Source organism: Streptomyces sp. NPDC058678 (assembly GCF_042714835.1).
Classification (GTDB): domain Bacteria; phylum Actinomycetota; class Actinomycetes; order Streptomycetales; family Streptomycetaceae; genus Streptomyces.
In genome coordinates this window covers 1-20,856 of record NZ_JBHXSG010000036.1, presented here as the reverse complement: position 1 = coordinate 20,856, position 20,856 = coordinate 1, and the positions used below count along the sequence as shown (strand labels likewise).

The following is a 20,856-nucleotide window of genomic DNA, read 5'->3' as shown; positions in this document are numbered from 1 at the left end:
GGCCCGGGGGGTGTTTCTCCCCCCCCACCCCAGCCAAACCCCCCCCGTCCCCGTCGTACACCGGCGCGGGGGGGGGGGGTTCAACACACACCCCCCCCCCCCCCACTCCACTTTTGCGTCTCCCGCGTGACGGGTAAGGTTAGGTTAGCCTTATTGATCTCGGTGGGAGGTGAATCCGCGTGTTCGTGTGCAACTGCTTCGGCGTGACCGAAGCGCAGGTCCAGCAGCACGCGGACAACGGCGCCTGCACACCCCGCCAGATAGCCTCCGCCTGCAAGGCCGGCACGGACTGCGGATCCTGCGTCCGTCGGATCCAGGCGATCCTCGGCCGAGGCGCTTACCCCCGGCGTGAGCCGGCCGACCGGGGCGCGTCGACCCTGACCGGACTCGAGGGGCTCGAAGAGGCCGCCTAGCTCTCCTGGTCCTTCTAGCTCTCCGGCTGCTCGATCAGCTGGGCTAGGTAGAGCGCCTCACCGAGCTTCTCCAGCAGTTCCAGCTGGGTGTCGAGGTAGTCGATGTGGTGCTCCTCGTCCTCGAGGATCGACTCGAAGATGTTCGCGGACGTGATGTCGCCCTTGTTCCGCATCACCTCCGCACCGCGCCGGAGCCGGTCGATCGCCTCGACCTCGATCTGCCGGTCGGCTTCGAACATCTCCTTGACCGTCTGCCCCACGCGTACGTGGAAGAGGCGCTGGTAGTTCGGCAGGCCGTCCAGGAACAGGATCCGGTCGGTGAGCACCTCGGCGTGCTTCATCTCGTCGAAGGACTCGTGCCGCGTGTACTTCGCGAGCTTGGTCCAGCCGAAGTTCTCCTGCATCTTCGCGTGCAGGAAGTACTGGTTGATCGCCGTGAGCTCGGCGGTCAGCTGCTCGTTGAGGAATTCGATGACCTCGGGGTCGCCCTGCATCGCAGAGGCTCCTTCCAACCGGGGGGAACTGGCAGGTTGCGCCGCATGATTCCACTGGCGACGAAGATCGTCCAGTAAGTCTTCACTTAGTAAGTAAGGGCAGGCTTAGTTCTAAATGCCCGATTTGGGTGGCGGTTGGTCATGTGCACTGCCCGGGGTCTGTCAGGATGGAGTCATGGGTCAGCCGGTGGAACGCGAGTCGGGAGAAGCGGCACACTCCGAGCTTCCGCCGGGGCAGCGAATGCAACGCGGCTGGCCGGTCACGCACTACGGCCCGGTCCCCAAGTTCCGGCCCGAGCGCTGGGAGTTCCGGGTCTTCGGCGCCACCGCGGACGGAGAGAAGCGCTGCTGGAACCACGAGGAGTTCACGGCCCTGCCGTACACCAGCGTCGTGGGCGATCTGCACTGCGTCACGAAGTTCAGCATGCTCGGTGCCGAGTGGGGTGGCATCCCCGCGCGGACCATCCTGGAGATCGCGCCGCCCGCTCCGGCCGTCACCCATGTGATGGTGTGGGCGGAGTACGGGTTCAGTTCGAACCTGCGCCTGTCCGACTTCACGTCCGAGCGCGCGATCTTCGCCACCCACAAGGACGGCGAACTGCTGACGGCGGAGCACGGCTTCCCGCTCCGCCTGGTCGTCCCCCATCTGTACGCGTGGAAGGGCCCCAAGTGGGTCCGGGGCGTGGAGTACATGACCGCCGACCGCCGCGGTTTCTGGGAGGAGCGCGGCTACCACAACGTCGGCGACCCCTGGAAGGAACAGCGCTATTCCTACCAGGAGGGGCCGGGGGACGGGCCCGAGCTCTGACCCAGGGCCACGGTTTCAGCCGTCCCGCAGTTTCTTCAGGCGCTCCACGTCCGCCGCGTGCCCCTCCTTGCCGCCGGGCGTCTCGATGATCAGCGGTACGCCCTCGGTCGCGGGGTGGGTCATCAGCGCGCGGAACGGGTCCTCGCCGATGTGACCGGCGCCGATGTTCTCGTGCCGGTCCTTGTGGGCGCCGACCACGTCCTTGGAGTCGTTGGCGTGGATCAGCTTCAGCCGGCCCTCGCCGACCGTGTCGACCAGCAGGTCGAGCGTCTGGTGCATGCCGGCCGGTCCGGTCAGGTCGTGACCGGCCGCGAAGATGTGGCAGGTGTCCAGGCACACGCCCAGCTTCGGATGGGCGTCCAGCACCTCGAAGTACGGCCCGAAGTCCCAGGTCCGCGAGCAGAGCGAGGCACCCTGCCCGGCCGTCGACTCCAGGAGCAGGAACGGGTCGTCGTCGTGGGTGAGCTCGTCGAGCAGCGGCAGCAGGTACTCCCGCACCTGCTTCAGCGCCACGGACCGGTCCCGGCCGCCCGTCGCGCTCCCGGTGTGCACGACCACGCCCAGCGCCCCGATGTCCCGCCCGCGCCGCAGTGAGTGCCGCAACGACTCGACGGACCTCTCCGCGGTCGCCTCGGTGTGCGAACCGAAGTTGATCAGGTACGGCGCATGCACGTACGCCGGGATCGACTCGGCCGCGCACACCTCCCGGAACGCCTCGTCCTGCCGCGGACTGCCGACGGGCGTGGCCCAGCCGCGCGGGTTGGCGACGAAGACCTGCACGGTCTCGGCCTTCAGGTCATGGGCGTACGACAGGCCCACGGAGTGCAGACCGCCGGCCACGGGGACGTGGCCGCCGACGGGGTTGCGCATCGCGCCGGGGGCGGTGCCTGACTGTTGACTCTTCACACAACAAGGGTGTCATGCGGGCGGGACCGGACGGTCAGCGGATCGTGATGGTGATCGTCGACCCCTTGGGGGCCGCCTTCCCGCCCTTCACGGACTGCTTCTTCACGGTGTCGCCGAAGAGCCCGAGCAGCCCACGGTCCTCGTCGACCGCGAAGCCGGCCCCTTCCAGCGTCGCCTTGGCCTCGTCGACGCTGTCACCGACCACGTCCGGGACCTCGATCATCTCCGGGCCCTTGGACAGCGTCAGCGTCACCGTGTCGCCCTCGGCGGCGGTACTGCCGTTCTGCGGGGTCTGCCGGGCGACCTGGCCCTTGTCGAACTCGGAGGAGTTGACCTCCGCGGACGAGATCTTCACCTTCAGGCCCGCCTCTTCCAGGTCGGCCCGCGCGTCCTCCAGCGACTCGCCGGTGACGTCCGGTACGTCGATCGGGCTGCCCTTGCTGACCGTGAGGGCGATCGCCGAGCCCGCGCGCCGCTCGGTGCCCTTCTCCGGCTCCGTGGAGATCACGGAGCCCCTGGGGACGTCCTCGCTGAACGCCCGGGTGGCCATCCCGGGGGCCAGCCCGCTGTCCTTCAGCAGGGACCTCGCCTTGTCCAGGCGGTAGCCCTCCACATCGGGCACCCGCACCGTCTCCGGCCCGTCGGAGATCCTGAGCGTCACCGAGTCGTTGTCCCGGATCCGGGAGCCCGGCGCCGGGTCGGTACTGATGACGGTGCCGCGCTTCACGGTGTCGCTGTAGGCGTGCTCGACCTTGCCGACCTCCAGGCCGGCGTTCGCCAGCTGGTCCCGGGCCTGCGCCTCGGTCTTCGCCAGCAGCGGCGGGACCTGCGTGAACTGGCCGGAGTTGATGTACCAGACGCCCGCACCGAGGCCCAGCGCCAGCAGCACGGCGGCCACGATCGCCACGAGCCGGCGCCGGGATCCGTCGCGCCGGCGCGGGGGCAGGGGCGGCGGGCTCTCCAGCCGGCTCGTGCGGTGGAACACGGCTTCGGCCTCGTCCTCGTTCACCGGCAGCGGGCGCGGCACGGTCAGCGAGCGGGGGATCACGGTCGTACGGTCGGCGGAGACGTCGCGGTGCTCCTGCGCCGACGCCAGCGCCTGCGGCGGCACCGCGTCCAGCTGGTCGGCGCTGAGCAGGGCACGCGCCTCGCGTGCCTGGGCGAGCAGCGCGACCGCGTCGTACGGACGGATGCCGGGGGTACGGGCGGTCGCCGAGGCGACCAGCTCGTCGAGCTCGTACGGCAGGCCCGGCACAAGGGCCGAGGGCGGCGGGACGTCCTCGTGGAGGTGCTTGTAGAGCACCACCGCGGGGGAGTCCCCGTCGTGCGGCTTCTCGCCGGTGAGCATCTCGTAGAGGACGACACCGCACGCGTACACGTCGACACGGGGGTCGGCGGCGCCCGGCTGCTCGATCTGCTCGGGGGCGAGGTAGGAGACGGTGCCGAGAACGGCCCCGGTGGTGCTGGTGACGGTGTCCACGGACCGTACGAGCCCGAAGTCGGCGACCTTGACCCGGCCGTCGTCCCCGATCAGCACGTTCTCCGGCTTCATGTCCCGGTGCACGAACCCGGCCCGGTGCGCGGCGCCGAGCGCGGCGAGCACCGGCTCCAGGATGTCCAGGGCGGCGCGCGGCTGCAGCGCCCCGCGGTCACGCAGGACGTCACGCAGGGTGCAGCCGGCGACGTACTCCATGGCGAGGTAGACGTACGACCCGTCGGTGCCCTGGTCGAAGACCTGCACGACGTTCGGGTGGGCGAGCCGGGCGACCGACTTCGCCTCCCGGATGAACCGCTCGACGAAGGTGCCGTCGGCCGCGAGCGCCGGGTGCATCACCTTGAGTGCGAGCACGCGGTCCAGGCGGGTGTCCACGGCCCGGTAGACCGTGGCCATCCCGCCGACCGCGATACGCGCGTCCACGCGGTAGCGTCCGTCGAGCACCTGCCCGACCAGCGGGTCCTGAAGGGTCGTATCCACGCAGGTGAGTGTACGAGCCGAGACCGACGGCGCCGCCGGTTCGGCCGTGATAGGGGCGGGACTGAAGCGGACCTGTGACGGAGGTCGCACCGGCGTCCGCTCCAGTCGGGTTCCAGTCGAACGTTCGTTCAGAACGCGGGGCGTTCGGGATCCAGCCGGGCCAGGCCCTCCGAGGGGGACGACGCCTCGGCGAAGTGACGCCGGGGTATCCGGCCCGCCAGCCGGGCCAGCCTTCCCGCTTCGACCGCGTACCTCATGGCGGCGGCCATCAGCTGCGGCTCCTGCGCCCGCGTCACCGCCGAGGCGAGCATCACACCCGCGCACCCCAGCTCCATCGCCAGCGCCGCGTCCGACGCCGTACCGGCCCCCGCGTCCAGAATCACCGGCACGCGTGCGTGCTCGACGATCAGCTGGAAGTTGTGCGGGTTGCGAATGCCCAGTCCCGACCCGATCGGCGATCCGAGGGGCATGATCGCGGCGCAGCCGACGTCCTCCAGCTTCCGGGCCAGCACAGGATCGTCGTTCGTGTACGGCAGCACCGTGAACCCGTCGTCCACCAGCGTCTCCGCCGCGTCCAGCAGCTCGATCGGATCCGGCAGCAGAGTCCGCTCGTCGGCGATGACCTCCAGCTTGATCAGGTCGGTGCCGAGCGCCTCGCGCGCGAGGCGGGCGGTGAGGACGGCCTCGCCGGCCGTGTAGCAGCCGGCGGTGTTCGGCAGGACCCGGATGCCCAGCTTCTCCAGCACCGACAGCACCGAGCCGTGCACGTCCGGATTGACCCGGCGCATCGCGACCGTCGTCAGCTCCGTGCCGGAGGTGACCAGCGCCCGCTCCAGCACGTCCAGGCTCGGCGCCCCGCCGGTGCCCATGATCAGGCGGGACGTGAAGGACGTGTCGCCGATGACGAAGGGATCGTCGGCCATGGGTCAGCCTCCTTGGACGGCGGTGAGGACTTCGACGCGGTCTCCCTCGGAGAGGGACGTGGCGGACCACTGCGCGCGCGGGACGACGGTTTCGTTGAGCGCGGCGGCCACTCCGGAGGGCGCCGCGGTGAGGGACCTGACGAGGGCGTCGAGGGCGGTGCCGGGAGCGACCTGCTGCCGCTCGCCGTTGACCGAGATGTTCATGCCGGCTGCTCCGTGAGGACGGTGCTGAAGCGCTTGGGGGTGAAGGGGCGGGCCTCTTCGGGGAGTTCACCGGTGGTCAGGACCTCTGCCATGGCGTCTCCGGTGACCGGCGTGAGGAGCACGCCGTTGCGGTAGTGCCCGGTGGCCAGCAGCAGCCCGTCGAGGCCGGTCGGGCCGAGCAGCGGCGCGTTGTCGGGGGAGCCGGGGCGCAGGCCGGCCCGCGTCTCCGTCAACGGCAGCTCCGTGATGCCGGGCACCAGCTCGTGCGCGTCACGCAGCAGCTCGTACACGCCGCCCGCGGTCACCGTCGTGTCCCAGCCAAGCTCCTCGCTGGTCGCGCCGACGACCAGCTCGCCGTTCTCGCGCGGCACCAGGTAGACATGGCTGCCCCGCACCACGGCCCGCACGGTGCGGCTCAGGAACGGCGCGTACCGCTCGGGCACGGTCAGTCGCAGCACCTGCCCCTTCACGGGCCGTACCGGCGGCAGCAGGTCGTCCGGCACGCCCGCCAGCCGCCCGCTGAGGCTGCCGGCCGCCAGCACCACCTGCCCGGCGCCCAGGACCACGCCCTCGCGTGTGACGACACCTGCCGCCCGCTCCCGCGGGACCGACAGCCGCTCGGTCCAGGTGCGGTGGAAGACGACTCCGGCCCGCTCGCAGGCGGCCAGCAGCGCCGCCGCCAGCCGCCGCGGGTCGATCTGGTGGTCCCCGTCGACCCGCAGCCCGCCGCGCACCCCCGGCGCGAGCATGGGCTCCAGCCGCCGGCACTCCCGCCCGGTCAGCCACTCGGAGTCCAGCCCCGACTGCCGTTGCAGCGTGTGCAGTTCCCGCAGATGGGCGCGGTCGTCGGCGTCCAGCGCGACGGCGAGCGTGCCGCACCGGCGGTAGCCGAGGTCCTGCCCGGTGAGGTCGGTGAGCTCGGCCGCGAAGTCCGGATAGCGGCGGGCCGACTCCAGATTCAGGCCGAGCAGGGTCTGCTCGCCGTAGTGCAGTTCCGTGACGGCGGCCAGCATCCCGGCCGCCACCTGGGCGGCCCCGCCGCCGGGTTCGGGGTCCACGACGGCCACGGCGAACCCGCGTTGCGCGCTTCGCCAGGCCGTGACCAGGCCGATGATCCCGCCCCCGACGACCAGGACGTCTGAGGTGTGTGAAGTGTCGGACGTACGCGACATGGGCGTCCAGCCCCTCCCTTCGCCGGCATGACCCGGATCAGGTTCGTACGGTCGGAGGCCGCCAGCCTCCCTCTCAGCCCGGTGCGTCCGGGCTCCCGCGTGTGCTTTACGTTGGCCACCCTAGCCAATGCCGCATGTCTCAGTAAGGGAGCCTCGTCCCGTGGCAGGTTCGCTCGACGGACTCGTCCTCGCCCCGGTGGCCGATCAGGCCCCAGGCCAGGTGGGGACCCGCACCCGGTTCGTGTACCACGAGAAGGACGGCGAGATCTGGGCCGAGTACGCGGGCGGGGACGTCGTACGCGGGTACCTGGTGGGTACGCGGGAGGGCGACAGCCTGGACTTCCGGTACGTACAGCTCAAGAAGGACGGGACGACGTCCTCGGGGCACTGCGTGTCCGCGGTCGTCGAGCTGTCCGACGGCCGGGTACGGCTTGAGGAGACGTGGGAGTGGGAGTCGCAGCCGGGCAGCGGGACGAGCGTGGTGGAACAGCTCACCGAGCACGCCCCCTGACTGACGAATAGTCAGGTGACTATGGTGATCAGGTGAGCGAGCAGACACAGGACCGGGGAACGTCCACGCCACAGCGTGTCGTCGTGGTCGGCGCGGGCATGGCCGGGGTGCAGACGGCGGTCGCCCTGCGGGAGCAGGGTTTCACCGGCACCGTGACGCTGATCGGTGCGGAACCCCACCAGCCGTACGACCGGCCGCCCCTGTCCAAGGCCGTACTGCTCGGCAAGGCCGAGGACTCCGCCTTCGACGTGGACTTCGAGGCCCTCGACATCGAACTGCGGCTCGGCCGCGAGGTCCTGGGCGTCCGCCCCGACGAGCACCTGCTGGACACCGCCGAGGGGCCGGTGCCGTACGACGTCCTGGTCCTCGCCACGGGTGCCGAACCGATCCGGCTGCCGGGCGCGGAAGGCGTGCCCGGCGTGCATCTGCTGCGCACCCTGGACGACGCCGAACGGCTGCGCCCGGTGCTCGCCCGGCAGCACGACATCGTGGTCGTCGGCGCTGGCTGGATCGGCGCCGAGTTCGCCACGGCGGCCCGCGAGGCCGGCTGCGCGGTGACGGTCGTGGAGGCGGCCGGCCGGCCGCTCGCGGGCGCGCTGCCCGCCGAGGTGGCCGCACCGATGGCCGCCTGGTACGGCGACGCCGGCGCCACATTGCGCACCCACGCGCGCGTGCGGAGCGTCGAGCCGGGCCAGGTGCTGCTGGACGACGGCTCCCGGCTGCCCGCGGACGCCGTGGTCGTCGGCATCGGCGCCCGGCCCGCCACGGCCTGGCTGGCCGGCTCCGGTATCGAGCTCGGCAGCCACGGCGAGGTCGTCGCCGACGACCGTCTGCGCGCCTCGGTGCCGGACGTCTACGCGGTCGGCGACTGCGCCTCCTTCCCTTCGGGACGGTATGGCGAGCGCCTGCTGGTCCACCACTGGGACAACGCCCTCCAGGGCCCGCGCACGGTCGCCGCGAACGTCCTCGGCGAGGCCACCGGCGAGCCGGCGGCCGTCTACGACCCGGTTCCCTACTTCTGGTCCGAGCAGTTCGGGCGCTTCGTCCAGTACGCCGGCCACCACGCGTCCGCCGACACCACCCTGTGGCGCGGCGACCCGTCCGGCCCGGCCTGGACGGTGTGCTGGCTGCGGGAGGGCCGGCTGGTCGCCCTGCTGGCCGTGGGCCGCCCCCGGGACCTGGCCCAGGGACGGAAGCTGATCGAGGCGGGCACGCCCATGGACGCCACCTTGCTGGCCGACCCGGCGAGGCCTCTGAAGGCGGCCACGGTCTGACGCGAAGCCGCTGGTCGGGCGGTCCTGGCTTCCGACTGTCAGTGCGGGATGGCAGGCTTGTCCCGTGACCGAGATTGACGCAAAGATCGATGCTCTCGTCCCCGCCTGGCTCACCCTCCCCGACATCGCGGAAATGCTCGATGTCGAGGTGACGCGTGTGCGGCAGCTGGTCAAGGAGGGCCAGCTCATCGCCGTACGCCGTGGTGAGAACCGCGCGCTGCACGTCCCCGCCGCCTTCATCGACGGGGCCGAGCAGAAGGTCGTCAAGGGCCTGACGGGCACCCTGACGCTCCTGCGGGACGACGGCTTCACCGACGAAGAGATGCTCGAGTGGCTCTTCACCCCCGACCCGAGCCTGCCCGGCACCCCCGCGCAGGCCCTCAGTGAGAATCGCGGCACGGAGGTGAAGCGCCGGGCCCAGGCGCTCGCCGTCTGATCCGAGAAACGCTGATCCGAAAACCGCCCGACGTACGGGCCGTGGCGCGCGAGAGCCACGGTCGTGGTGGACTGCGGCCCGCGAAGGCCACAGGCGCGGCTCACCATGGCCCCGCGAAGCCCGGGCCGTGGTCCACCGCGGCCCGCGGCGGCCCACCGCTTCGGCCCGCGGCCCGTACGCCATCCACCTCGGGGGAACCACGCATGTCCGACACCACCGCCCGCGCCCAGCTCGCCGACGCCCGGCTCTACCTCTGCACGGACGCCCGCAAGCGGCAGGGAGACCTCGCCGAGTTCCTGGACGCCGTCCTGGCCGGGGGGGTCGACATCGTGCAGTTGCGCGACAAGGGCATGGAGGCGGCGGAAGAGCTGGAACACCTCCAGGTGTTCGCCGAGGCCTGCGCCCGGCACGGCAAGCTTCTCGCGGTCAACGATCGCGCGGACGTGGCCCAGGCCGCCGGGGCCGCCGTCCTGCACCTGGGCCAGGGCGACCTGCCGGTCCCCGCCGCCCGCGCGATCCTGGGCGAGGACGTCCTCGTCGGGCGCTCCACGCACGCGGAGTCCGAGGCCGCCGCGGCCGCCGTCCAGGAGGGCGTGGACTACTTCTGCACCGGTCCGTGCTGGCCGACCCCGACCAAGCCCGGCCGCCACGCCCCTGGCCTCGACCTGGTCCGCTACACCGCCTCACTCGGCACCGAACGCCCCTGGTTCGCCATCGGCGGCATCGACCTCGGCAACCTCGACGAGGTGCTGGCGGCGGGCGCCCGCCGGGTCGTGGTCGTGCGTGCCGTCACACAGGCGGACGACCCCGGCGCCGCGGCGGCGGAGTTCGCCAAGCGAGTCCGGCAGGAGTGACGCCTGTCACAGGCCCGGTGTCCGAAGGGTGGACAACAAATCGACAAAGCGGGCAAATTTCCGAGATCTGGTTGGGGGACCGCCTCCCCCTGGCTAACCTGCGGGTATGGCCCTCGGCACCGCATCCACCAGGTCGGACCACGCCCGCACCGTGCGTGACATGCTCGCGACCGGCAAAACGACGTACTCGTTCGAGTTCTACGCCCCGAAGACCCCGAAGGGCGAGCGGAACCTGTGGAACGCGCTGCGCCGGGTCGAGGCCGTGGCGCCCGACTTCGTCTCCGTGACCTACGGCGCGGGCGGTTCCACCCGCGCGGGCACCGTCAAGGCGACCGAGGCGATCGCGTCCAACACCACGCTCACCCCGATCGCCCACCTCACCGCGGTCGACCACTCGGTGGCCGACCTGCGCAACATCATCGGGCAGTACGCCGACGCCGGGATCCGCAACATGCTGGCGCTGCGCGGCGACCCGCCGGGCGACCCCATGGGCGACTGGGTGCCGCACCCCCGGGGCCTGGCCTACGCCGCCGAACTCGTCGAACTGATCAAGGCGTCCGGCGACTTCTGCGTGGGCGTCGCGGCCTTCCCCGCGATGCACCCGCGCTCGGCCGACTGGGACGCCGACGTCCGGCACTTCGTCGACAAGTGCCGCGCGGGCGCGGACTACGCGATCACGCAGATGTTCTTCTACCCGGAGGACTACCTGCGGCTGCGCGACAAGGTCGCGGCGGCCGGCTGCGAGACCCCGATCATCCCCGAGGTCATGCCGATCGCGAGTGTGAAGTCCCTGGACCGGGTGCCGTCCCTCACCAACGCTGCCTTCCCGCCCGCCCTGAAAGAGCGAATCCTCACAGCAAAAGACGATCCGACCGCTGTACGCTCCATTGGCATCGACTACGCCACGGAGTTCTGCGCCCGGCTGCTGGCCGAGGGAGTGCCCGGACTGCACTTCATCACGCTCAACAACTCCACGGCGACGCTGGAAATCTACGAGAACCTGGGCCTGCACCACCCACCGCAGGCCTAGACCGGTCGCACCGGTTTACGACACACTGCGTAGCGGCCACTGGGAGAGGGGCGTACATGGGCTGGACGGTCCTCTACATCGCGTTCGGCGTCGTCGCGCTGTGGCTGCTCGGTGAGGTGCTGCTGCAGTACAAGGCGCGCCTGCGCTGGCGGTTGCTCGCCTTCGGCGGCTTCCTCGGCGTCGTGCTCGGCGTCCTGATTCCCTCCGTCGTCGTCATCGGCCTGGGCGCCGCCGCCTTCGCGGTCGGCCAGACCTACGTCACGCTCTCGTTCCGCCGCGGCTTCGCGTCCGGCTGGGCGGTCAGCCGCCCGGGCGCCGACAGCAGCAAGCGACGCCGTGGCAAGGCCGAACACCAGGACCCGACCCTTGAGGTCACCGACCTCGAAGCGGCCGACACCGGCTTCGGCGGCGACGCCAAGTACGGCCAGGACACCGGCGCCTACGGCGACGACTACGACCGCGACGACGTGTTCTCGCCCGCGCGTCCCCTCGACCCCACGGCCGCCGAGAGCACCGCCGTGTACGAGCCGCAGCCCCTGCCCGACGACACCGGCTCCTACGGCATATACGGCAATTCCGGGTACGCGGCCGCTGCCGACTCCTCGTACGCCACCGGGGACCAGACCCAGGACCAGTACGCGGCAGCCGCCCAGACCTACGGGTACGAGGGCTACGCCGGCTACGACCAGCAGCAGTACGGCTACGACGCGGCCGGACAGCAGCAGTACGCCGCCTACTCCGACCCCTACATCGGCACGCAGACCTACGGCGGCGGCTCGTACGACGCGTCCTACGGTGGCCAGCAGCAGTACGACCAGCAGGGCTACGGCCAGGACCAGTACGGCAACACGTACGCCGGTGAGACACCGGCGGGCGGGGTGTGGGTGCCGCAGCAGCGCAGCACCGACGACCCCTACGGCGGTGAACTCCCGCAGGAGCAGCAGTATCCCTACCAGGGCAACGGCCAGGCGCAGGGCAACGGCTACGACGAGCAGTACCGGTTCTGAACCGTCCTTCGGCCGACTTGCCGGGTGTTCACCGGGAACCCCGGAACTCCGGCCCCTCCACGACCAGTCCGGCGACCAGCGCGCCCGACATGCCGGCGTGGGGAAGCCCGCCCCCCGGGTGCGACCAGCCGCCGACACTGAACAGGCCCGGTATCGCCGTGCTGTTGGACGGGTGCAGCAGGGTTCCCGCGGCCGAGGCAAGGGCGGGTGCGGGCACGCCGCCGCCCTCGGCGCCCGTCTCGGCGCGGGTGTGCACGGGCGTCCGCACCTCGCGCCACAGCGTCCGCTCGCGCAGCCCCGGCATCGCCCGCTCGGCGGCGGTGACCATCCGGTCGGCGAAGGCGTCGGCGGCACCGGCCGCGGTCCAGTCGTAGTGCGCCAGTGACGGCACCGTCGACGTGAGCACCACCGCCTCGTGCGCGTCGTCGGGGCGCAGGGCCGGGTCGTCCGGCCGGTCGATGCGGACCGTGGGGTGCTCGGGCGGCTCGCCGTGCGCGAAGAACTCCAGTTCGCTCTCCGAGTCCGGGCTGTGCACGACCGTGCGGTGCGCGGTGTCCGCGGCCCGGGCGCCGCGCAGCGCCAGGCAGACGACGACCCGGCCGGCGGCCATGCCCTCGGGCTGCGGCTCGACGGCCTTCCCGTCGTACAGTTCACGGCCCCGCACCAGGTCGGCCAGCCGTCGGGGCCCGGTGCCGACGACGATGTCCGCCTCCACGACCGTGCCTCCCCCGGAGCCGGAAGCCTGGGAGGTGTCTCCGGCCAACTCCACGCCCGCCGCCCGGCCGTCCTTGTCGAGCACCCCGGTGACCTCGGCACCGAAGACGAACTCGACCCTCCTGGCCACGCACCGCTCGTACAGCGCGCGCGCCAACTCCCGCATCCCGCCGCGTACATACCAGGTGCCGAAGGCGTGCTCCATGTACGGCAGCACGGAGGCGCTCGCCGGAGCGTCGCTCGGGTCCAGGCCGTAGGCGAGGGCGTAGTTGTCCAGGAGGGCGGCGAGCCGGGCGTCGCGCAGTTCCCAGGCACCGATCTCGGCGAGTGTGCCGGCCCGGCGGGTGCGCAGCAGCCGCTTGTGCGGGACCGCCGGATAGGGCTCGCGCTCGGCCAGCACCGACCAGTTCGGCCACAGGGGCTCCTCCAGGAGCGGCCTGCGCGTCCGGTCCCAGGCCTCGCGCGCCCGGACCAGGAAGTCGCCCCAGCGCTGTCCGGCGCCCGACCCGAGCGCCTCGTCCAGAGCGGCGACCACGCCCGCGCGCGAGGCGTTCGGCAGCGACACCCGGGTGCCGTCCGCGAAGAGGTGGTGCGAGGACGGGTCGACCTGGACCAGCTCGACGCAGGACTCCAGCGGCTCCTTGCCGGTCTTGACGAACAGGTCGCGGTAGACCGCGGGCAGGGGGAGAAGCCCCGGGCCCGTGTCGAAGGAGAAGCCGTCGCGCTCGAAGCGGCGCACCGCTCCGCCGTACGTCTCCGTACGCTCGTACACCGCCACCCGGTGGCCCGCGACGGCCAGCCGGGCAGCGGCCGCCATCGCGCCCATCCCGGCGCCGATCACCGCAATCCGTGCCATGCCTGCGACTTTATCGGCCGCCACTGACAACCCGGCCACGGCCACCGGTCCTCAGTAAGGGGGCCGTCCCGTCCGCGCGGCCAGCCGTCTCTCCTCGCGTCGTTGGGCCCTGCACCGCAGGAACCGGCGAATGCGTGAGACCAGGAAGAAGAGCAAGCCCAACCCTGCGACCAGTAGCACGCCCGCGATGATCGCCGCCGCCTCGGGATGGAACATCGCGAAGGTGACGATCCCGGCGACCCCGAGATCCTCGGCCAGGCTCACGATCACGTTGCTGAAGGGCTCCGGCGAGGTGTTGACCGCCATCCGCGTCCCGGCCTTGACCGCGTGGCTGGCCAGCGCCGTCGAACCGCCGACCAGGCCCGCCGTCACATCGGAGAGCGAACCGCTCTGTCCGGCCAGCAGCGCCCCGACCCAGGCACCGGCGACCGGCCGGATCACGGTGTGTGCCGCGTCCCACGCCGAGTCGACGTACGGAATCTTGTCGGCGACCGCCTCGCACAGGAACAAGACGCCGGCCGCTACGAGGACCTCGGGGCGCTGGAGGGTCTCCGGGACCTCGTCGCTCAGCCCTGTCGCGCCGAACACGCCCAGCAGCAGCACCACGGCGTACGCGTTGACGCCGCTGGCCCAGCCGCTCGTGAACACCAGGGGGAGTAGGGACACGGACGCGATCGTATCCAGTCGGCGACACCGGCTCCTGGGGCTGAGTGCGCAGGGCTGAGTATCCGTACTCAGCCCGTGAGATGAGTACGCGCGCGGATGGGGCGCGACTTGGGTGAAGGAGAGAGTGGAGGCACGGAGAAGGGGCGAGGCTCCGGCACCGGCGACACGGGGCGCCGGAACGGAGCCGCCCCGGATCCGCTCCTTCCGCCGGCCGGTGTCGGCGGGAGCGAGACTCGGGGGAACCCGGGGGACGACCGTACGGGGGAGTACGGGGGAGTACGGGGGAACGGGGGAGCAGGAGGAAGCGCCGGTTCGAGGTGGCCCGCGGGGGACGCGGCCACATCGGACCGGCGCTTTCGCGTCCGCGTCGGCGTTGTGGGGTCGGCCGCTCGGCCGGACTGTGGGGTCAGCCGTGTTCAGCCGCGCCCGCTGACCCGCCCCTGAAGCAGCCGGGACAGCGCCGAGTGCACGTCGTCCAGGGAGCGTTCCGGCTGGAAGGACTGCCAGTCCAGGGCGGCGACCAGGACCATGCCGACCAGCGCGGCCGCGGTCAGCTGGACGTCGATCTCGTCGCTGAACTCGCCGTTGTCCACGCCCTCGCGCAACACGCCCTCCACGACCGCGACGGCCTCCTGCCGGACCACCATGAGCGTGGACTGCCAGGCCCGGTTGGTGCGCCACAGCTCCGCCACGTACAGCTGGGTGAAGGACGGGTAGGTCTGGATGAAGACGAGCCCCGCGCGGACCATCGCGTCCAGGGCGTCGACCTTGCTGCCGCCCTGTCGTGCCGTCTGCTCGGCCGCCTGACGCAGGGAGGCGCTGAGGAGTTGCACGCCGTGCCGCAGCAGTTCCTCGAAGAGGACGGACTTGCTCGCGAAGTTGTAGTAGACCGTGCCCTTCGCGACCCCTGCCCGCTCGGCGATCTCGTCCACCGTGGTGGCGGAGAAACCCTGCTCGGCGATGAGCGTGACGGCCGCTTCGTAGAGCTTCTGCCGGGTGGCCTCGCGGCGCGTGCTGACACCCGTCGTGGCGCTGCTGCTTTCCATGGTCCTGATTGTCACAGGAGCGCCACCCCCAGGAGCCACCGGAGGAGTCGCCGCGGAGCTCACCGACGGGTTCACAGGGTCAGCTCCGGGTGCAGCCGGTCGAGCGTCCACACCTGGCGGCGGCGGGCCGACACGGCGGTCAGCGCCAGGGCACCCGCGGTGAAGGCCGCGAGCACGGCACACGCCTCCCACACCGGGCCGAGGCCGCCGCCGGTGATGAGCCTCCTGAGGGCCTCGACGACGTAACTCATCGGCAGGAAGGGGTGCAGCGCGTTGAAGAACCCGGGACTCGTCTGCACGGGGTACGTGCCGCCCGCGGAGGTCAACTGGAGCATCAGCAGGGCGAGGACGAGGATCCGGCCCGCCGCCCCGAAGCGCGCGTTCAGCCACTGCACGATCGCCGCGAAGCACGCCGTCACCAGGAACAGGAACCCGACCGTCCCGGCAGCCCGCGTCATCTCCAGGCCGACCGCCCAGTGCAGCACCGACATCAGGGCGATCGTCTGCAGCACCCCGATCGCCACCACGGGCAGCCAGCCCGCAAGCGCGATCCGCCAGGCCGAGGCGCCCGCGGCGAGCGCACGCCGGTTCATCGGCGTGATCAGCATGTAGGCCACCATCGCGCCCACCCACAGGGACAGCGGGATGAAGTAAGGGGCGAACCCGGTGCCGTAGTTGGGCGCCTTGTGCATGTCTTCGGAGACGAGCCGGACCGGGTCCGCCATCACCTCGGTGCGCCGGTCGCGGTCCTTCTTGTCGTAGTCGGGGATCTGCTCGGCACCGTCGTGCAGCCCGTCGGAGAGCCTGCCCGAGCCGTCGACGAGCTTGTACATGCCGCCGTTGAGATCCTCGGCGCCCGTCTTGAGGTCACCGACGCCCTCGTCCAGGTCGGTGGCACCGGTCTCGGCCGTGCCGAGGCCCGTGTGGAGCTGCTTGGCGCCCGCGGCGACCTTCCCGGCGCCGGCGTTCAGCTCGTTGACCTTCGACACGGCGTCGTCGAGGTCCTCGGAGAGGTGCGGGGCGCGGTCGGCGAGTGCCTGGGCCTGCTTCTGGAGGGTGCCGAGGTGGTTGTCGAGCTTCTTCAGGTCGCCGTTCTGGTCGGCGATCAGCGTGTTGACGTCGTCGGCGATCTTCGCCACGTCGGCGGCGGCCTGCTTGGCCTTCTTCAGGTCGGCGCAGGCGGCGTCCGGCAGTACGGGGTCCTCGCAGCGCGCCTGGTAGACGGCGTCCAGCGTGTCGGAGGCCGCGTGGGCCCCCTTGGCGGCCGGCGGGGCCGTCTTCACCAGCGTGTCGAGGTTGTGGCGGATCGCCGCGGCCGAGTCGGCGACGAGCCGGGCCGTGTCGCCGATGGTCTTCTCGTTGTCCTTGAAGAAGGGCCCCACCGTGTCCGCGACCCCGTTGACCCTGTCGGCGAGAGCCTGCGTGCCCTCGGCGACCTGCTTCGAGCCGTCCGCCAGATCGTCCGCCCCGCTGCCGAGCTTCGTCAGCCCGTCGGACAGCTTGCCGCTGCCCTTCTTGGCGTCCTTCAGACCGGCGGCGAGGTCCTCGGACCCCTTCTCCGCCTTGCCGATGCCGCCTTCGAGGTCGTCGGCGCCCTTGGCGGCCTTCACCGTCTCTCCGTGTATGTCCGAGAACGAGACGAAGATCCGGTCCAGGAAGGACCGCGACGCCTTGGTGGACGCGGCCGTGCGCACCTCGCTGAACACCGTCCGCGAGATCTGCCCGACGATGTAGTTGTTCGCGTCGTTCGTACGGACCTGGAGTGCGCCCGTCTCGGGGGAGGCGCCCGCACTGGAGGCGATCCGCCTGCTGAAGTCGGCCGGCATGGTCAGCGACAGGTAGTACCTGCCGTCCTCCACGCCCGCGCGTGCCTCGGCGGCGCTCACCTCGTGCCAGTCGAAGACCTCGCTCTCGCGCAGCCCCTCGGTGATGTCGTCGCCCGCCGCGAGCTTCTTCCCGTCGGCGGTCGTCCCCCGGTCGTCGTTCACGAGCGCCACGGGAATGCGGTCGAGGCGGCCGTACGGATCCCAGAACGACCACAGGTACAGGGCGCCGTACAGCAGCGGCAGCACCAGCAGCGCGACCAGGGCGGCGCGCGGCAGCTTCCCCCTCCCGAAGCGTCGCAGCTCAAGCGAGGCCAGTTTCGGCGAACGCATCGGCCTTCTCCTCCCCTTGGCTCTGCCCATCGATTTCCTCTTGGGCCTCCGACGACTGCCGAGTGGAGACCTTCACCGTGTCGTCGGGCGCCTCACTGCACACCGCCAGGACCGTCGTCCCGGCCTCGGCGAGAGACCTCAGAAGTGCCCAGACCTCGGCCCGTTCGGCCTCGGACAGCTTCAGGTCGGTGTCGTCGACCCCCAGCAGGCCGGGACCCCCGATCAGGGCCAGGGCGATGGACAGCCGCAGCGCTTCCAGACGCTCCAGATCGCGTACGGCGGTCCGCGAGCCCTTGGGCAGGGCGTCCCGGTCGAGACCGGCGGCCGCCAGCGCGGTGTCGATCCGCAGCCTCGCCTCGGTCGCGCGCTCGGACCGCGGCCGCAGCAGGGCGCGCAGCGACCCCCCGAAACGTCGCTGCAGCAGCGCCCGTTCCCACAGGTGCTCCCCCACGGTCAGGGCCTGGTCGAGGTCGGTGACACCGGCGACATGGGCCACGGCGCTGACGCGGCGCACGGCCGTCAACTGTTTCGGCAGCCGGGCTCCGCCCACGGTCGCCGTCCCCTCGGTTGCCTTCATCCGCCCCGTGAGCGCGAGCAGCAGACACGTACGCCCGGACCCGGACGGTCCCTCGACGGCGATCAGCGAGCCGGGCTCCGCGTCGACACCGACCCCGCGGAACGCCCAGCCGCGTGGGCCCTTGAGCCCGAAACCCTCGGCTGTGACACCGACTGCTTCCACAGCTCCCCCTGTTTTTGCACTGACTGGTCAGTGCAAAAACTAGCCCGAACTCTCGATCGAAGCAAAAGCCCAGGTCAGAACGGATTGTCAGTGGCATACCTCACGATGAGCACATACGGCACTCCGTATCAGGGCGTGCCGTCACACAGACGACAGGAGGTTCGTCATGGCCACCTACCACGCAGCCGCCGCCCACCGGCGCCGCGCCCCCGGCCCTGCCCCCTCACTGACCGGCCCGGCGAGCGACGTCCACCCCGTCCTCCGCCGGACGACCGCCCCGCCGGCCGCTCTCGACCTGCTAGCCCAGGCCCACGCCGGTCTCGACGAGGCCGCGACGCTGGAGACGTCGAACGAGCGCTATGCGACGGCACATCTCGCCGCACTGCGCACCGCCGCCGCCGTGCTCGCCGCGCGGGGGCGCCCGGAGCGCACACCCCGCCGCAGGGCCCGCATCCGGAGCGCCTGGGAAGTGCTCCCCGAGATAGCGCCCGAACTCACCGAGTGGAGCGCGCTCTTCGCCTCCGGAGCCCGGCGCCGTGCCCGGGCGGAGGCGGGCATCCAGGGCGCGGCCAGCCGCCGGGACGCCGACGACCTGATACGCGACGTGGCGATGTTCCTTCGTCTGGTCGAACGCATGCTGGTGCTCCAGCCGGTCCTGCCCCAGCCACGCCTGGACGCGGACCACCCGGAGGACGACGACATCGGTGACCGTGACTTCCCGGACGCGGGCTGACGGCTCGGCCGGCAGGGTCGGGTCGCCGTGCCGGAGGCCCAGGGGGCCGACACCGCGGTGACCGGCAACAGCGCCTCAGGCAATAGGGTGGGGAGCGCCTGAAGCCTTCCCTCTTCCGCAGCCGGGGCGGGGAGGCGCCCCGTTCGCGCCGCCGTGCCAGAGGCGGCGCCGCGCCGAGGAGTCAACTGCCGTGTCGGACCCGATGCGCCCCCGCGCCTCTCTCCGTACCGCCGTGGTCTGGGAGGTCCTCCAGGACGCCCTCGACCGCCGGGTCAAGGCCACGGGTCGCCAGGCGCTGGACGTTCTCGACACCGGAGGCGGCAGCGGCAACTTCGCGGTGCCCGTCGCCCGCCTCGGCCACCGGGTCACCGTCGTCGACCCCAGCCCCAACGCGCTGTTCGCCCTGGAGCGCCGGGCCGCCGAAGCCGGCGTCGCCGACCGGGTGCAGGGTGTCCAGGGCGATGCCCACGGACTCTTCGAGGTGGTCGAGCGCGGCGGTTACGACGTGGTGCTGTGCCACGGCGTCCTGGAGTACGTGGATGACCCCGCCGAGGGCGTCCGCAACGTGGTGGCAGCGCTGCGCTCCGAGGGCGTCCTCAGCCTGCTCGCCGCCGGGCTCGGCGGTGCCGTGCTCGCGCGTGCCCTCGCGGGCCACTTCAAGGAGGCCAAGCAGGCCCTCGACGACCCGAACGGCCGCTGGGGCGACGGCGACCCCGTGCCGCACCGCTTCACCGCCGAGCAGCTCACCGAACTGGTCGAGGGCGCCGGCCTCACGGTCGGTGCCGTGCACGGCGTGCGGGTCTTCGCCGACCTCGTCCCCGGCGTGCTGGTCGACACCGAGCCCGGCGCGGTGGAGGCCCTGCTGAAGCTGGAGGCGGCGGCGGCCGAGCTGTCCGCCTTCCACTCCGTGGCCACGCAGCTTCATGTGCTCGGCGAGACGCCGGGGGCCGTCGAGGGCTGAGCCGCTCGCGTGCCGTGCGGCTGATCAGGGACTTGCGTGCGCATGGAGTACGCCACAGGCCCCCCGATCCGGCGCGGTGCGCCGTATGATCGAGGGAGACCGCCCGGCATGACGGGTCGGCTGCTGGGGAATGGAAGCCTCAGTAGGCCGGAACGCTCATGGCGGATTCCGGTTGCCAATTGGCGTAGAGGGGCGGGTTTCACGGGGGCGATTCCCTGCCTATCCTGAAGGGACCCCCCGGGTCGCCCCGGCGACTGCACGATGAGGAGGACTCCGTGCCGCTCTCGGAGCACGAGCAGCGAATGCTCGAGCAAATGGAGCGAGCGCTGTACGCCGAAGATCCCAAGTTCGCGTCGGCGCTCGAGGGAAGCGGGCTGCGTACGTACACCCGGCGGCGGGTCTACCAGGCGGTCGCGGGCTTCCTCGTGGGTATCGCGCTCCTCATGGCCGGTATGGTCGCCAAACAGGTGTGGCTCAGCGTGGTGGGCTTCCTCGTGATGCTGGGCTGTGCGGTGCTCGCGGTGACCGGCTGGCGCAAGGCTCCCAAGCCGGGTGAACAGCCCGCCGGTGCCGCGCAGCCCCGCAGCCAGGGACGGCAGCGGCGCTCCATGATGGACCGGATCGAGCAGCGCTGGCAGAAGCGCCGCGATGAGCAACAGGGCCAGTAGCCCGACGAACAGCGCTCGCCAATGCGTGAGGGGGTGACCACTCGAGTGGTCACCCCCTCACGCACGTCCTCCTACGGCACGAACGACTGACAGCCCAGTGCCGGCAGGAGCGACCACTGGCTGACGACTCAGAGCACCCAGGCACAGAGCACACGGGCACAGAGCACCCAGGCACAGAGCACACGGGCACAGAGCACCCAGGCACAGAGCACACGGGCACAGAGCACACGGGCACAGAGCACACGGGCACAGAGCACACGGGCACAGAGCACACGGGCACAGAGCACACGGGCACAGAGCACACGGGCAC

Annotated in this window: 22 protein-coding genes and 1 riboswitch; of the genes, 11 read left to right on the top strand and 11 right to left on the bottom strand. The window is 71.5% G+C overall.

The genetic code is table 11. The features are described from left to right. Window positions 1-179: 179 nt before the first annotated feature. Complete coding sequence (locus ACFWWR_RS28820) at window positions 180-413, top strand: bacterioferritin-associated ferredoxin (protein ID WP_383867333.1); 234 nt, start codon at window positions 180-182, stop codon at window positions 411-413. 14 nt (window positions 414-427) lie between these two features. Here the strand turns inward: ACFWWR_RS28820 and bfr are convergent, their stop codons facing one another. Next, window positions 428-907, bottom strand: coding sequence for a bacterioferritin (gene bfr / locus ACFWWR_RS28815; protein ID WP_383867335.1), 480 nt, complete (start codon window positions 905-907; stop codon window positions 428-430). Between the two features lie 175 nt (window positions 908-1,082). Between bfr and ACFWWR_RS28810 the strand changes: the two genes are divergently transcribed. Beyond that, complete coding sequence (locus tag ACFWWR_RS28810) at window positions 1,083-1,715, top strand: sulfite oxidase-like oxidoreductase (RefSeq protein ID WP_383867337.1); 633 nt, start codon at window positions 1,083-1,085, stop codon at window positions 1,713-1,715. A gap of 15 nt (window positions 1,716-1,730) precedes the next feature. On the opposite strand, the gene ACFWWR_RS28805 is transcribed toward ACFWWR_RS28810, so the two are convergent. The 5 genes from ACFWWR_RS28805 to thiO form a co-directional block, all read right to left on the bottom strand. Then, on the bottom strand, window positions 1,731-2,585 hold the full coding sequence (locus ACFWWR_RS28805) for a deoxyribonuclease IV (RefSeq protein WP_383867389.1): 855 nt from the start codon (window positions 2,583-2,585) through the stop codon (window positions 1,731-1,733). Between the two features lie 70 nt (window positions 2,586-2,655). Next, a complete protein-coding gene (gene pknB / locus ACFWWR_RS28800; protein WP_384306130.1) occupies window positions 2,656-4,596 on the bottom strand; it encodes a Stk1 family PASTA domain-containing Ser/Thr kinase in 1,941 nt (646 codons plus the stop codon). A gap of 128 nt (window positions 4,597-4,724) precedes the next feature. Continuing rightward, window positions 4,725-5,519, bottom strand: coding sequence for a thiazole synthase (locus ACFWWR_RS28795; RefSeq protein WP_383867341.1), 795 nt, complete (start codon window positions 5,517-5,519; stop codon window positions 4,725-4,727). A 3-nt stretch (window positions 5,520-5,522) separates the two neighbouring features. Beyond that, on the bottom strand, window positions 5,523-5,723 hold the full coding sequence (thiS, locus tag ACFWWR_RS28790; protein WP_383867343.1) for a sulfur carrier protein ThiS: 201 nt from the start codon (window positions 5,721-5,723) through the stop codon (window positions 5,523-5,525). Beyond that, window positions 5,720-6,895: a glycine oxidase ThiO gene (thiO, locus tag ACFWWR_RS28785; RefSeq protein WP_384306128.1), complete on the bottom strand. Its 1,176-nt coding sequence runs from the start codon at window positions 6,893-6,895 to the stop codon at window positions 5,720-5,722. Before thiO ends, thiS begins: the two co-directional genes overlap by 4 nt. Next, a riboswitch (TPP riboswitch) is annotated at window positions 6,893-7,004 on the bottom strand. (Overlaps the previous gene by 3 nt.) A gap of 51 nt (window positions 7,005-7,055) precedes the next feature. On the opposite strand from thiO, the gene ACFWWR_RS28780 reads away from it, so the two are divergent. The 6 genes from ACFWWR_RS28780 (at window position 7,056) to ACFWWR_RS28755 (ending at window position 12,007) form a co-directional block, all read left to right on the top strand. Further along, the gene (locus ACFWWR_RS28780; RefSeq protein WP_383867347.1) at window positions 7,056-7,406 is read left to right on the top strand and encodes a hypothetical protein; all 351 of its coding nucleotides are present in this window, start codon (window positions 7,056-7,058) and stop codon (window positions 7,404-7,406) included. Between the two features lie 32 nt (window positions 7,407-7,438). Continuing rightward, entirely contained in the window at window positions 7,439-8,680 is a 1,242-nt protein-coding gene (locus ACFWWR_RS28775; protein ID WP_384306125.1) for an NAD(P)/FAD-dependent oxidoreductase, read from the top strand. Between the two features lie 64 nt (window positions 8,681-8,744). Beyond that, the gene (locus tag ACFWWR_RS28770) at window positions 8,745-9,116 is read left to right on the top strand and encodes an Rv2175c family DNA-binding protein (RefSeq protein ID WP_030051296.1); all 372 of its coding nucleotides are present in this window, start codon (window positions 8,745-8,747) and stop codon (window positions 9,114-9,116) included. Between the two features lie 203 nt (window positions 9,117-9,319). After that, window positions 9,320-9,970 (top strand): thiamine phosphate synthase, encoded by a 651-nt coding sequence (gene thiE / locus ACFWWR_RS28765; protein ID WP_383867352.1) that lies wholly within the window; start codon window positions 9,320-9,322, stop codon window positions 9,968-9,970. Window positions 9,971-10,076: 106 nt separating this feature from the next. After that, window positions 10,077-11,000, top strand: coding sequence for a methylenetetrahydrofolate reductase [NAD(P)H] (metF, locus tag ACFWWR_RS28760; protein ID WP_383867354.1), 924 nt, complete (start codon window positions 10,077-10,079; stop codon window positions 10,998-11,000). A gap of 56 nt (window positions 11,001-11,056) precedes the next feature. Continuing rightward, window positions 11,057-12,007: a hypothetical protein gene (locus ACFWWR_RS28755; RefSeq protein ID WP_383867356.1), complete on the top strand. Its 951-nt coding sequence runs from the start codon at window positions 11,057-11,059 to the stop codon at window positions 12,005-12,007. 28 nt (window positions 12,008-12,035) lie between these two features. On the opposite strand, the gene ACFWWR_RS28750 is transcribed toward ACFWWR_RS28755, so the two are convergent. From ACFWWR_RS28750 to ACFWWR_RS28730, 5 genes are all read right to left on the bottom strand, one after another. Further along, window positions 12,036-13,577 (bottom strand): phytoene desaturase family protein, encoded by a 1,542-nt coding sequence (locus tag ACFWWR_RS28750; RefSeq protein WP_383867358.1) that lies wholly within the window; start codon window positions 13,575-13,577, stop codon window positions 12,036-12,038. Between the two features lie 51 nt (window positions 13,578-13,628). Further along, window positions 13,629-14,243, bottom strand: coding sequence for a DUF4126 domain-containing protein (locus tag ACFWWR_RS28745; RefSeq protein WP_384306122.1), 615 nt, complete (start codon window positions 14,241-14,243; stop codon window positions 13,629-13,631). Window positions 14,244-14,659: 416 nt separating this feature from the next. After that, window positions 14,660-15,289: a TetR/AcrR family transcriptional regulator gene (locus tag ACFWWR_RS28740; RefSeq protein WP_383867362.1), complete on the bottom strand. Its 630-nt coding sequence runs from the start codon at window positions 15,287-15,289 to the stop codon at window positions 14,660-14,662. Between the two features lie 71 nt (window positions 15,290-15,360). Then, complete coding sequence (locus ACFWWR_RS28735) at window positions 15,361-17,445, bottom strand: YhgE/Pip family protein (protein ID WP_383867364.1); 2,085 nt, start codon at window positions 17,443-17,445, stop codon at window positions 15,361-15,363. Then, complete coding sequence (locus ACFWWR_RS28730) at window positions 17,417-18,184, bottom strand: ATP-binding cassette domain-containing protein (protein WP_384306119.1); 768 nt, start codon at window positions 18,182-18,184, stop codon at window positions 17,417-17,419. Before ACFWWR_RS28730 ends, ACFWWR_RS28735 begins: the two co-directional genes overlap by 29 nt. Window positions 18,185-18,350: 166 nt before the next feature. Here ACFWWR_RS28730 and ACFWWR_RS28725 point away from each other — a divergent pair, with 166 nt between their 5' ends. From ACFWWR_RS28725 to ACFWWR_RS28715, 3 genes are all read left to right on the top strand, one after another. After that, window positions 18,351-18,917 (top strand): SAV_6107 family HEPN domain-containing protein, encoded by a 567-nt coding sequence (locus ACFWWR_RS28725; RefSeq protein ID WP_384306117.1) that lies wholly within the window; start codon window positions 18,351-18,353, stop codon window positions 18,915-18,917. A 190-nt stretch (window positions 18,918-19,107) separates the two neighbouring features. Then, window positions 19,108-19,878 (top strand): methyltransferase, encoded by a 771-nt coding sequence (locus ACFWWR_RS28720; protein WP_383867370.1) that lies wholly within the window; start codon window positions 19,108-19,110, stop codon window positions 19,876-19,878. A gap of 275 nt (window positions 19,879-20,153) precedes the next feature. Then, window positions 20,154-20,546, top strand: a complete 393-nt coding sequence (locus ACFWWR_RS28715) for a DUF3040 domain-containing protein (protein WP_383867372.1) — start codon at window positions 20,154-20,156, stop codon at window positions 20,544-20,546. Window positions 20,547-20,856 lie beyond the last annotated feature (310 nt).